Below are 12,639 nucleotides of genomic sequence, written 5' to 3' on the forward strand. Positions count from 1 at the left end.
CAACTTCGCCCGAGCACGGTTCACTTCATGTGCATCCACACCCCCAACATGCCCCCAAACAGGACCGCGAGACAGACCTAACGGAGCCCTACTAGCATCCGCTCATGACGACTACTGACCACACCGGCTCCGTGCTCGACGTCGAGATCGGGGCCCTCAAGGGCGGCTCCGCCGACCTGGCGGGTTACGCCGGCAAGACCGTGCTCATCGTGAACGTGGCCTCCAAGTGCGGCCTGACCCCCCAGTACTCGGGTCTCGAGCGGCTGCAGGAGCGGTACGCCGAGCAGGGCTTCACCGTCCTCGGGGTGCCCTGCAACCAGTTCCTGGGACAGGAGCCCGGCACCGCCGAGGAGATCGCCGAGTTCTGCTCGGCGACGTATGGCGTGACCTTCCCGCTGACCGAGAAGGTCGAGGTGAACGGGGAGGGCCGGCACGCCCTGTACGAGCGTCTGGTGGGCTTCGCCGACGCCGAGGGGCACAGCGGGGACATCCGCTGGAACTTCGAGAAGTTCCTGATCGGCCGGGACGGGCAGGTCGTCGCGCGCTTCTCGCCGCAGACCGAGCCGGAGTCCGCGGAGGTCGTCGCGGCGATCGAGGGGCAGCTGGCCTGACCGGTTGACCTTGCCCCAGGGGCAGGGGCGAGCGTGTGCGTCACCGGGCGGGAAGGACCGCCCGGTGACGGAGGATGACATCGCGGAGGGATCGCGGCCGGACGCCCAGGAACTCGGGGGAATGATCTGGGGTGGCTGCTGCGGGTTTGATGTGGCTGGTCGCGCAGTCCCCCGTGCCCCTTCAGGTCGCCCGACCTCACCCGCGAGGCCGGGCATGGCCGAGCCCCCTCGGCAAGGACGGCGACTGGTCGAGAGGGCTCTGGGCTGGTGCTTGTGCGGTTGTCGTCGAACGTGTCTACGGGGGAGGGTCAGGGATGGACCCCCTACGCCTTGACCGAGGCCACGAAGGCGTTCCACGCATCGGCGGGGAAGGCCAGGACGGGGCCCTCGTGGACCTTGGAGTCGCGAACGGCGAGTTCCGCGGTGGTGGGCGACTTGACCTCGACGCAGGCGCCGTTGCCCGCGGAATAAGAAGACTTCATCCACGTCTCCGAAGCGCCCTGAATCAGTGCCATGTCCACTCCTGTTGCGAGTTGCTGGTGGTGCGGTTCACGCCAACCTTGTCGTCTGATTGGCGTGATCGACGCTACCGGGCAACCGCCTCCGCCGGAGTAGCCGTTCACTCAAGCGGATGGCATATTCCAAGTGGGCCTTCCGCGTAAGCGCAACCACGGTGTACGATCCGGCACTTCTTGTGGCACAGGGCTCAATCGGCGTACGTTTTCGCCACATCCGAGATGTATTGCCGGGATTGCTCCACATTGAGGGACTGTGCCCGCAGATGCTCGTACATCACGGCGTACTTCTGCACGTCCTGCGCCTTCTCCAGGTACAGGTCGCTGGTGACGCCCTCTAGGTAGACCACGCTCGAGTCGGCCGCGTCGGTGAACTCCAGGATGGCGTACTGGCCGTTGAGCCCCGGGTGGGCGCCCACCTCGAAGGGCAGGATCTGCACGGTGACGTGCGGCAGCTGGGACATCTCGATCAGGTGCTCCAGCTGCTCGCGCATCACCAGCCGGCTCCCCACGACCCGGCGCAGCGCCGCCTCGTCCAGCACCACCCACAGCCGCAGGGGGTTGGCCTCGGCGGTGATACGTTCCTGTCGGCGCATACGCACCTGCACGCGCTTCTCGATCTCCGCCGTGGAGGTCTCCGGCAAGGCGCCCTGCACCAGGGCCTCCGCGTAGGCGCGGGTCTGCAGGAGACCCGTCACCAGCTGGGGTTCGTACACCCGCAGCGACTCCGCGTCGGTCTCCAGGCCGATGTACACGCTGTACGGGATGTCCCCGAACGTGTGCCACCAGCCCTGCTGCCGCGAGTCCCGGGCCATCTCCATCAGCGAGTCGACGATCCGCTGGTCCTCGACCTCGTAGACCCCGCACAGGTCGCGCACATCGCGCTGACTGATGCTCCTGCGGCCGTTCTCCAGCCGACTGATCTTCGACTGCGACACGAGCAGCCGCTCCGCCACCTCTTCGGCCGTCATGCCCTTGAGCTCACGGAGCCTGCGCAGCTCCTGGCCCAGGCGGCGTCGCCTGACGGTGGGATTGACATTGGACGCCACGTGACGTGCACCTCCGGCTGCCTGCCTGTACCTAACACTTTCCGTATCTGCTGCTGAGCAGACTGCCACCAAGGTGCTTACTACCGCTGGCAAACGGTGGATATGCGGCGCGTACGCGTCAGTTCGGACACGGATTCACGGGTCCGGACGCGGTCGAGCGGGGTGGTGGGACCACAAGGGTCTCACCACCCCGCTCGAACCAGCGGCTCCCGTACCGGGTCTTGTGGTCTGGCGGTGGATCAGTGGGCCACGGCGCGTGCCATGGACCCGTGGCGCGGCTGCATCGGAACCCCGCGTGCGGGTTCCGCCACGGCCCTGGCTCCGGGCCCCGCCGGGCGGCCGGCCGCGGCCGGACCGCGCCGCGGCTGGGCCGCCGCGCCGTTCTGCACGTCCATCACGGCATGCGCGACCAGCCCGCCCATGGGGTCGTGCCGGATCAGGTCCCGCAGCCGGGAACGTGAGGAGCGCCCCTCGTTCCCCGGATACAGGTGCTTGCCGAGTCCGACGGCGTGGGCCAGGGCGGCGAGCGCCGCGGTCCGCGGGTCCGGCGGGACGCCGGTGCGGATCGCGGAATCCAGCCGAGCTCGGATCTCCCGGCTGATGGCGGTGTCCGTCGCCTGGTACCGCGTCGTCGGCAACACCCCGCACATCTGGCCCGCTACGGCGGCGACCATGCCGCACCGCTCCAGATGCGAGAGGTAGGTCTGGCGGAGCCCCAGTCGTGGCCCGCCGATCCAGTGGACGGCGCGTACCGGAGCGCCACGCCTTCGCAGCAACTCCAACGCGCAGTCCAGAGTCGGATCTCCTGTCGGCCGTGGTGCCACCACGGCGATACGATCCCCGTCTGGGGCTATCCGTCCGGCCAGCGCCAGCTCCACTAGCTGTGCTCCGGCCAGACCGAGGTCGAGCGACTGCGGCTGTGCAGTGGTACCCGTGGCCGGGTCCAGTGCCAGCAACAGAAGCTCTTCCGGAAGTGTTCTGCGGCTCCTGCCCATCCATGCCTCCCCGCGTGGATGAATGACAGGGTGACCCCTCTCACATTGGTCTGTCGAGAGTGCGTGACCGGTTCGTAAGGGAACCGGTAGATATGTCGTTCTCGTCTACCACAGGGGCCAAGCCCCCACACAGGACACTGGTACATGGTTCGGACAGGGCGCGCGCGTGTGCGTGCGGCGCATGGAGGAGGCATCGGTGGCGGGCGAGTCCCCCGACAGGTCGAAGCAGCACGAGTCGTCGGCGGAACCGACGTCGGGGAGCGCGGGTACGGTTCCCGCGGCTCGGGATCCGCGACTCACGGTGTCCCGCGAAAAGGATTCCTCGGACGGCACGGTGGACACCGCGACGAAAGTTCTCTCGGTCCGGGACGTGAAGACCGCGGCCGCCTCCGAGGATCCCGAGGCCCCGGAGACCGCCGAGACCCCCGAATCCAAGTCTCCCGCCAAGGACGAGGACGCCGACCTCCGCGAGGCCGTCTCGGCATGGGTCCGCTCGGCCGGCGACACGAAGAAGCCTGAACCCGAAGCCGACGCGACTGCAAAGGCATCGGAGAAGTCCGAAGAGGCCGAGAACAAGGCCGAGTCCGAGGACGCTGCGGAGGCCGAGGACGCCGAGGACGCGAGGAGCGCCAGGGGCGTCAAGGACGCCGCGGAAGTCGAGGACGTCAAGGACACCGAGACCACCGCGGACGCCGAGCCGGAGGAGCCCTCGGAGGAGAAGCGCGAGACCGACGTGGACGCGAAGGCCGACACGGAGTCCGAGTCGGACGAGGACGCAGACGCGGACCCGAAAGCCGACACCACCGAGTCGGACGAGGTCGAGGACGCGGTCGCCGACGCGGAAGCCAAGGCGGACGCAAGAACTGACTCGACGTCGGAGGCTGAGCCGAACTCGGAGACGGCGGCGGAGTCGGACGAGGCCGAAGGCGAAGACGACGCCGAGGACGAAGACGACACCGAAGCCGAAGACGACGCCGAGGACGAAGACGACGACTCGAAGGCCGCGGCCGCCGACGGTGACGGTGAGGACGCCCCGCAGGGGCCACCAGCCGACGACGAAAGCCGCACGGGCGGTGCGGGTGGGAACGAGAGCGACACCGAAGGCGAAGCCGAGCCTGCCGCCGAAACCCCCAAGGCACCGCGGGCGATCGACCAGCCGACCACCGCTTTCAAGGCCGTACGCCCGAAGAAGCCCGAAGTCGACCAGCCGACCACCATGCTCAAGCTCGGGACGAAGCCCAAGACCCCCGAGTCCGAGGCCGAGCGCACCAGCAAGTTCGTCGCGCTGAAGTCCGACGTCACGTCTCTCGTCCCCCAGGTGGGCCCGGAGCGCACCACCCAGCAGCCCCTCCCGCCCAAGCCCCCGCTGGACCTGCTGGCCGAGCTGACGAACACGCCTCCGCCCCCGGAGACCCCGGTCCGCACGCTCGTCCGCCGGGTCAAGATCTGGACCCCCCTGGTCCTCCTCCTGGCGATCGTCTTCGCGGTCGTACAGGCTTTCCGTCCCCTCCCCCCGCCCACCCTCGACCTCACCGCGAAGGACACCTACACCTTCGACGGAGCCAAGGCCGACATCCCCTGGCCGGGGTCGGGCGAGGCCGCCCTCGACGTCCAGGGCATCGGCACCTTCGGTTCCTCCGGCACCCAGAAGCCCGTACCGATCGCGAGCGTCGCGAAGGTCATGACGGCGTACGTCATCCTGCGCGACCACCCGCTCAAGAGCGGCGAGGCCGGCCCGAAGATCAAGATTGACAAGGCGGCCGAGGAGCAGTCGGACGCCGGCCAGGAGTCCACCGTCCCCGTCACCGCCGGCGACCGCATCTCCGAGCGCGAGGCCCTGGAGGCCATCCTCCTGCCCTCCGCCAACAACGTGGCCCGGCTGCTCGCCCGCTGGGACGCGGGTTCGGAGAAGGCGTTCGTGACCAGGATGAACGCCGCCGCCAGGAACCTCGGCATGGTCAACACCAAGTACACCGACCCCTCGGGCCTGACGAACTCGACGGTCAGCACGGCCGTTGACCAGGTGAAGCTGGCCAAGGCGGCGATGCTCAGCCCCGCCTTCCGCGAGGTCGCGGCGATGATGTCGTACGACGACTACAAGGGTGCGAACCACTCCAACTACAACCGGCTGGTCGGACACAACAACGTCGTCGGCATCAAGACCGGCACCACCACCTCCGCCCTCGGCAACCTCGTCTTCGCGGCGAAGCAGCAGGTCGGCGGCGAGACGCGCACCATCATCGGTGCCGTGATGCGCCAGCCCGCCGGTGGCTTCGACAACACGATCATCAGCGGGGTCCTGGACGCGGGCGACAAGCTGATCCGGGCCGCCCAGGGCGCGCTGAAGTCGGCGACGATCCTGAAGAAGGGCGATGTCGTCGGGTACGTCGACGACGGGCTCGGCAACCGTACGCCGGTCGTGGCCACGAAGGACGTCACGGCCGCGGGCTGGGCCGGTCTCAAGGTGAAGCTGTCCTTCGCCTCCGACGCCGTACCGCACACCGCGAAGGCCGGCACCCAGGTCGGCACGCTCACCGTGGGTGATGGTTCGGCCGGTGCGGTGAAGGTGCCGGTGGCCCTGCGGAAGGACCTGACCGAACCCGGCTTCACGGACAAGCTGACCCGCCTCGGCTGATCCCCACCCCCGGTTCAGCACGACCGCACCCCGTCGATCAGGCCTCGCGGCGGGGTGCGTGCTAGCGTCACGAAACGGGGCAGGTAACCGGTCACGGGACGGGGCCGCGAACTGTACGGGAAGCGGCCGGGAACATCGAGGAACACGGCCGAGAACAGAAGACGGGACACGGGGAGTGCCTTCAGGTGGCCACAACCGAGCCGACACGCGCCGACGACGCCGATCCGGACCCGGGATCCGGCCCGCGAATACGCCTGTCCGCGGCTGACACGGACGGTCATCACCAGGACCGCCCGGACAGCCACGCGGACAGCCGTACGGACAGCCACGCGCCCGGCCGCCCGGACAGCCACACGGACAGCCGTGCGGACGGTCACACGAACGGCCGTACCGAAGCACGCCCAGGCCGGCTCGCCCGTCTCCTCGGCGCCGCCGAGCCCCTCCGGCAACGGCTCCTGCTGCACCCCGTGCTGTCCGTCACCGCCCTCGCGGGTGCCCTGCACATCATCTGGTTCTTCACCTTCGCGAACAGCGGCGGCGACCTCGCGGCCCAGGACGCCTGGGCGGAGTTCGTCGGCCGGCACCCGGACTCCGCGTACAACCTCGCCTGGTACGGCGGCATGCACCCGGTGTCGTACAGCGTGGTGTCGCCGTATCTGATGTCGGTCCTCGGCGTCCGTACGACGATGATGATCGCCGGTACGGTCTCGGCGGGCCTGCTGACGCTGGTCCTGATCCGCAGCCGGGCGGTGAGGAACCCGCTGTGGGCCGCGCTCGCCGGGGTCTTCGCCCTGATATGCAACGCGGTGTCGGGCCGGGTGACCTTCGGGCTCGGCACCTTGTTCGCGCTCGGCGCGGTCGCGGCGGTCTTCTGCTGGCCCCACCGGTGGCGGTACAAACGGTGGGCGAAGGCGCTGGTCGCCGCCCCGCTGGCCGCGCTCGCCACGATGTCGTCGCCGGTCGCGGGGCTGTTCGTGGGCCTGGTCGCGGCCGCGCTGTTCCTGCAGAAGCGGCGGCCGGGCGCGTGGGCGCTGGGGCTCGCGCCCTCGGCGGTGGTCGCCGTCTCGGCGTGGCTGTTCCCGTTCTCCGGCACCCAGCCGATGACGATCGGCTCGGTGATACTCCCCCTGCTGTACGGCCTGCTGTGCCTGTTCCTCGTGCCCAAGGAGTGGAAGACCGTACGGCTGACGGCCGCCGTCTACAGCCTCGGCGTCGTCCTGGTGTGGCTGATCAGTTCGCAGATCGGCTCGAACATCTCGCGGCTGCCGATGCTGTTCGCGGGGGTGACGCTGCTCACCGCGCTGCCGTTCACCGTGCCGCGCTCGCGCAAGTGGTACCTGACCGTGCTGGCCTTCCTGGGCAGCGTCGGCTGGATCGGCTTCAAGTCGGTCGACGACATCATGCACACGACCCCGGCCGCGTCCTGGGCCCGTCAGCTGGCCCCGCTGGTCAACCAGCTCCAGAACGTCGGCGCGGAGAAGGGCAGGGTCGAGGTCGTCCCGGCGCGCTCCCACCGCGAGGCCTCCGCGCTCGCGCCGTACGTCAACCTGGCCCGCGGCTGGAACCGGCAGGCCGACATGGAGCGCAATCCGCTCTTCTACGACGACACGCTCAACTCGGCGAACTACCACGAGTGGCTGCAGCGCTGGGCCGTGCACTTCGTCGTGCTGCCGAAGGACAATCCCGACGGGGACGGCGGTCAGCGCGAGCGGGCGCTCCTGCGGCGCGGGATGCCGTACCTGAAGCAGGTCTGGGGCGACGCCAACTGGCAGCTGTTCAAGGTGACCGACCCGGCGCCGCTCGCCGAGCCCAACGCGGTGGTGGACCGGGCCGAGCAGGGCGAGATGACGCTGCAGGTGCGCAAGCCCGGGCGCATCCTCATCAAGATCCCGTACTCGCCGTGGCTGAGCATCGTCGACGCCGAGGGCAAGAGCCTGAAGCCGCCGCAGGAGACGGAGGCGTCCAAGCACCGGGCCGAGGGCATGCCGAAGAGGTACGCCAACGTCAACGGGTGCCTGATGGAGACGCCGGAGGACGCGAAGGGCGACAAGTGGACGATGCTGCTCGCGCCGAAGGCGGGGACGTATCGGTTGGCGGCGCCTTACCAGCTGCCCCGCGGTACGCCCTGCCCGGACGAGCTGAAGTGACCGTGCCGGGGGCGCCGCCCCCGGCGCCCCGCTTCCCACTCGCCCCCACGACTCCGTCGGCCGAGCGGCTCTACGCGCTTCCTCGCAGCTCAGCGACGTAGCGGTCCGTGCCGGGAATGGTCGGTATGAACGGGGCCACCAGCTCCACCCTGCCCAGGCCCGCCTCCGTCACCTGTTCGTCGAGAGCCGTGAAGTGCTCCGCCCAGCACTGCCTCGGGTCCGTCTCCAGGAACCACAGCAGGGTCAGCCGGGTGTCCACGCCCTCGACCTGCTTGACGTAGGTCATGCGGTCGCCGGGCAGCGGCGTGGGCCGGAAGACCATCACCATGGCGGACGGGGAACCCGCGAGGCGGCGGGGCAGATGGCGGGTGCGCAACCACTCCACCAGCTCGGCCCGCTGCTCCGCCGACTCCGCGTCGATCACCTCCACCACCAGCCCCGGGTACGGGTGGTCGAGGGCGTGGAAGTCGCGAGGGCCCGCCGCGCCGTCCCGGTAGACCGTCGTCTCGTGGTCCTGGAAGGCCGTGAAGACGTGGGTGCGGGCGTGGTGGACGCGGGCGTCGCGGTTGAGGCGTTTGTTGATGGCGACGGTCCACTTCATGTGGTCGTCGTAGCGGCCGTCGGTGATCCAGTACGTGGAGATGTAGCAGCCGGCGGTGACGGGCCGGGCGACGGCCGACTTCTCCGGGTAGCGCAGGAGCTGCAGGTCGCGGGTGGCGACCCAGCGACGGCCGGCGTACATCCAGGGCATGGCCATGGCACCGGCGTAGTAGTGGTCGTCCTCGTACCAGCGGTTGTAGGCGTACTCGTGACCGGGGTGCGGCTCCACCATGGTGATCAGGGCATGGCCGGGGTGCACGCCGTACGGCCCCACGGCGGCCAGTTCGGCGTACGTCTCGCTGCGGGTGCCGGTCTCCTGCGGCATGTCGCTCCCCTTCCGTCCTCCTGCGCTCGCCCATACTCTGACGCTCCGTCAGGTGATGCGCCAGAGCCAGGACAGCTGGAGGTCGCGATGTCGCTGCTCGCAGGCAAGACCGTCGTCGTCTCGGGGGTGGGGGCCGGGCTCGGCCATCAGGTCGCCGCGGCCGTCGTGCGGGACGGCGGGAACGCGGTGCTGGGGGCGCGCACCGAGGCGAACCTCGCCAAGAGCGCGGCCGAGATCGGTCCGGACGGCCGGCACACGGCGTACCGGGCGACGGACATCACCGACGAGGGGCAGTGCGGGGCGCTGGCCGCGCTGGCCCGGGAGCGGTTCGGAGGGCTCCACGCCGTGGTGCACGTGGCGGCCTGGGACTCGTACTTCGGCGGGGTCGAGGACGCCGACTTCGCCACCTGGCAGTCGGTCATCGACGTGAACCTGCTGGGAACGCTGCGGATGACACGGGCGTGCCTGCCGGAGCTGAAGAGGGGTGGCGGCGCGGTGGTGTTCATCGGGACGCAGTCGGCCGTCGCCGCCCCCTCACAGGTGAAGCAGGCCGCGTACGCCGCCTCGAAGGGGGCGCTGACCAGCGCGATGTACTCGCTGGCGCGGGAGCTGGGGCCGTACCGGATCCGGGTCAACACGGTGCTGCCGGGCTGGATGTGGGGCCCGCCGGTCCAGGCCTACGTGCAGTTCACCGCACACAGCGAGGGGGTGCCCGAAGCGGAGGTGCTGGGGCGGCTGACGGAGCGGACGGCGTTGCCGGAGCTGGCGACGGACGGGGACGTGGCCGACGCGGCGGTGTTCCTGGCCTCGGACCGGGCAAGGTCCATCACGGGACAGTCGTTGCTGGTCAACGCGGGTGAGCTGATGCGCTGAGGCCGCGAGGGGCCCATCCGTTCATTCATATACATGAACCAAGGTCATCACAACGAACATCTTTGCTCGCTCTTGACCTCCCCCTTCCTTGCGCGCGTACACGGTCGAAACCAGAGTTCACATGCCTGACCCTGGCTGCGAACCCTGGAAGGGGACACATGAACGGTCTCGACTGGGCCGTGCTGATCGGCTATTTCGGAGTGATGGTCGCGATCGGCGTCTGGTCGCACAAGCGCGTGGACAACGTCAGCGACTTCTTCACGGCCGGGGGCAAGATGCCCTGGTGGCTGTCCGGTATCTCGCACCACATGTCGGGCTACAGCGCGGTGATGTTCACGGGGTACGCCGGGATCGCCTACACCTACGGCGTCACCTCCTTCATCACCTGGTCCTTCCCGATCGCGCTCGGGATCGCCATCGGCTCGAAGCTGTTCGCGCCGCGCATCAACCGGCTGCGGTCCCGGCTGCACGTGGCCTCCCCGCTCGAGTACCTGAAGAACCGTTACAACCTGCAGACGCAGCAGGCCCTGGCCTGGTCCGGCATGCTGCTGAAGATCGTGGACGTGGGCGCGAAGTGGGCCGCGATCGCGACGCTGCTGTCCGTCTTCACCGGGCTTTCGCTCAACCAGGGCATCCTCATCACCGGTGCGATCACCGCCATCTACTGCACGATCGGCGGCCTGTGGGCGGACGCGCTGACCGAACTGGGGCAGTTCATCATCCAGTTGCTGGCCGGCGTCTCGATGTTCATCGCGGTCGTACTGAAGCTGAACGACAAGGGCATCGGCTTCTTCGACGCCTGGGACCAGCCCGCCCTGCACAACCACGACAAGCCCCTGGTGGGCCCCTACGGCACTGTCTTCCTGCTCGCCTTCCTCTTCATCAAGCTGTTCGAGTACAACGGCGGCATGCTCAACCAGGCCCAGCGCTACATGGCGACGGGCAGCGCCCAGGAGGCCACCCGCTCGGCCCGCCTGTCCGCGGCGCTCTGGCTCATCTGGCCGGTCGTCCTCTTCTTCCCGATGTGGATGTCACCGCTCCTGGTCCACGCCCAGAAGCCGGACGGCTCCGACTCCTACGGCCTGATGACCGAACAGCTCCTGCCGCACGGCCTGCTGGGCCTGGTCATCGTCGGCTTCTTCTCCCACACCATGGCCATGTGCTCCTCCGACGCCAACGCGATCTCGGCCGTCTTCACCCGGGACGTCGCACCGGTGCTGTCGGCGCGGGCCCGGGCGTGGGGCCGGCGCTCCGGCCTCATCGCGGCCCGGGTGACCACGGTCGTCTTCCTCGGCCTGTCCATGGCGGTGGCGACGCAGGTCAACTCCCCCACCTTCAAGGACATCATCACCGTCGTGATCAAGTGGGTCGCCGGTCTGATGGGCCCGATCGCGATCCCGATGATGCTGGGTCTGCTCCGCCGGTTCCGCCGCTCCGGCCCGACGGCCGCGCTCACCAGCTGGGCGATGGGCCTGCTGGCCTTCTGGCTGGTCAACTACCCGATCAACTGGAACGTCGACGGCGGAGTCCCGCTCCAGTACCAGGTCTCGGTCCCGCTGGCCGTCTCCCTGGTCCTGTACATCCTCATCGGCTACCTCAAGCCGGAGGACACCCCGGACCGCCTGGCGATCATCGAACGGGTCAACACGGACGGCGACGCGGCGACGGCGGCGGTGCCGACGCCCGCCGGCGCGGGAGACGGCATGGTCGGTACTCCGGTCAAGGACTGACGCGGCGGCTATCCGCCCCTCGGATACCTCGCCAGCCACCCCGGAGAGGACCCGGCGGGCCCGTGCAGGGCGGGCCCCTGGGTCATCTCCATGGCAAAGTCGTCGGCCAGTTCCAGAATCGTCGGCCGCCCCTCCAACTCCGCGAGCCAGGCCGGCGGGAGGGCCGTTTCGCCGTGCAGGGCGCCGAGGAGGCCGCCGGTCAGGGCGCCGGCCGCCGCCGAGGGGCCGCTCTGGTTCACCGCGAGGCACAGCCCGTGCCGTACGTCCTCGCCCACCAGCGCGCAGTAAACGGACGCGGCCAGCAGCCCGTCCGCCGTGCCGTCGCCGGCCAGCTCCTCCACCCGGGTCGGCCCGGGCAGGCCCTGCCGTACCGCGCCGAGCGCGTGCTGCAGGGCGTCGGCGACGGGCTGGTTGCCGGGGCGGGTGGCGAGCAGGGCGAGGGCCCGCTGCACGGCGCCGTCCAGGCTCTCCCCGCGGGCGAGGGCGTGCACGATGACGGCGTACGCGCCCGCCGAGAGGTAGGCGATGGGGTGTCCGTGGGTCTGGGCGGCGCACTCCACGGCGAGCTGGACGACGAGTTGGGGTTCCCAGCCGACCAGGAGGCCGAAGGGAGCCGAGCGGGCAACGGCCTCCGGGCCCAGCTCACCGGGGTTCTTCGGGGTCTCCAGCGTGCCCATGGTCTCGTCGCCGAGCCCGGTGAGCAGCGCCCTGCTCGGCTCACGACGGGCGTACAGCCATTCCTCCCGCGCCAGCCACCCGTCGTCCTTGCGGCGCTCGTCGGGCCCCCAGTCCCGCTGGGTGGCCGCCCACCGCAGATACGCGCGGTGCAGATCGGTCGGCGGATGCCAGGCGCCGGTGTCGCGGCGCACCTGGGCGCGGATCAGCCCGTCCACGGTGAAGAGGGTGAGCTGGGTGTGGTGCGTGACCGTACCGCGCCGCCCGTGCCCGAAGGCCAGGTCGAGCAGCCCCTCCGGGCCGTAGGCAGAGCGGATCTCGTCCAGGGCGAGCGCGTCGGCAGGTCCGCCGAGCGCGTCCCCGACGGCCACGCCGAGCAGGGTGCCGCGCACCCGGCTGCGGAAGTCCTGCTGCTCGGCGCGGCCCCAGACGGCACCGGATGTCGCACCCACCCAGACCTCCTCATGGCACCGTCCGTACGTAC

Annotated in this window: 10 protein-coding genes; 5 read left to right on the top strand and 5 right to left on the bottom strand. The window is 69.8% G+C overall.

Going from position 1 to position 12,639, the window contains the following annotated elements:
* The first annotated feature begins 104 nt into the window (after positions 1–104).
* On the top strand, positions 105–611 hold the full coding sequence (locus ACFZDC_RS37895) for a glutathione peroxidase (protein ID WP_391331111.1): 507 nt from the start codon (positions 105–107) through the stop codon (positions 609–611).
* Between the two features lie 323 nt (positions 612–934).
* Here ACFZDC_RS37895 and ACFZDC_RS37900 read toward each other — a convergent pair whose 3' ends face one another.
* From ACFZDC_RS37900 to ACFZDC_RS37910, 3 genes are all read right to left on the bottom strand, one after another.
* On the bottom strand, positions 935–1,126 hold the full coding sequence (locus ACFZDC_RS37900) for a DUF397 domain-containing protein (RefSeq protein ID WP_020940643.1): 192 nt from the start codon (positions 1,124–1,126) through the stop codon (positions 935–937).
* A gap of 191 nt (positions 1,127–1,317) precedes the next feature.
* The gene (locus ACFZDC_RS37905; RefSeq protein WP_391331113.1) at positions 1,318–2,175 is read right to left on the bottom strand and encodes a Scr1 family TA system antitoxin-like transcriptional regulator; all 858 of its coding nucleotides are present in this window, start codon (positions 2,173–2,175) and stop codon (positions 1,318–1,320) included.
* Between the two features lie 239 nt (positions 2,176–2,414).
* Positions 2,415–3,170, bottom strand: coding sequence for a GPP34 family phosphoprotein (locus ACFZDC_RS37910; protein WP_391331115.1), 756 nt, complete (start codon positions 3,168–3,170; stop codon positions 2,415–2,417).
* Between the two features lie 181 nt (positions 3,171–3,351).
* Between ACFZDC_RS37910 and ACFZDC_RS37915 the strand changes: the two genes are divergently transcribed.
* Together ACFZDC_RS37915 and ACFZDC_RS37920 are read left to right on the top strand one after the other, a co-directional pair.
* Positions 3,352–5,805 carry a D-alanyl-D-alanine carboxypeptidase gene (locus tag ACFZDC_RS37915; protein WP_391331117.1) on the top strand — a complete coding sequence of 818 codons (2,454 nt, stop codon included), beginning with the start codon at positions 3,352–3,354 and terminating at the stop codon, positions 5,803–5,805.
* Between the two features lie 185 nt (positions 5,806–5,990).
* Positions 5,991–7,952: an MFS transporter gene (locus tag ACFZDC_RS37920; RefSeq protein ID WP_391331119.1), complete on the top strand. Its 1,962-nt coding sequence runs from the start codon at positions 5,991–5,993 to the stop codon at positions 7,950–7,952.
* A 70-nt stretch (positions 7,953–8,022) separates the two neighbouring features.
* Here the strand turns inward: ACFZDC_RS37920 and ACFZDC_RS37925 are convergent, their stop codons facing one another.
* Positions 8,023–8,877 (bottom strand): hypothetical protein, encoded by an 855-nt coding sequence (locus ACFZDC_RS37925; protein ID WP_391331121.1) that lies wholly within the window; start codon positions 8,875–8,877, stop codon positions 8,023–8,025.
* Positions 8,878–8,964: 87 nt separating this feature from the next.
* Between ACFZDC_RS37925 and ACFZDC_RS37930 the strand changes: the two genes are divergently transcribed.
* Together ACFZDC_RS37930 and ACFZDC_RS37935 are read left to right on the top strand one after the other, a co-directional pair.
* Positions 8,965–9,750: an SDR family oxidoreductase gene (locus ACFZDC_RS37930; protein ID WP_391331123.1), complete on the top strand. Its 786-nt coding sequence runs from the start codon at positions 8,965–8,967 to the stop codon at positions 9,748–9,750.
* 158 nt (positions 9,751–9,908) lie between these two features.
* Entirely contained in the window at positions 9,909–11,480 is a 1,572-nt protein-coding gene (locus tag ACFZDC_RS37935) for a sodium:solute symporter family protein (protein WP_391331125.1), read from the top strand.
* 8 nt (positions 11,481–11,488) lie between these two features.
* On the opposite strand, the gene ACFZDC_RS37940 is transcribed toward ACFZDC_RS37935, so the two are convergent.
* Positions 11,489–12,607, bottom strand: a complete 1,119-nt coding sequence (locus tag ACFZDC_RS37940) for an ADP-ribosylglycohydrolase family protein (RefSeq protein ID WP_391331127.1) — start codon at positions 12,605–12,607, stop codon at positions 11,489–11,491.
* Positions 12,608–12,639: the final 32 nt, after the last annotated feature.

It is taken from the genome of Streptomyces sp. NPDC007905 (assembly GCF_042959345.1).
GTDB lineage: Bacteria > Actinomycetota > Actinomycetes > Streptomycetales > Streptomycetaceae > Streptomyces.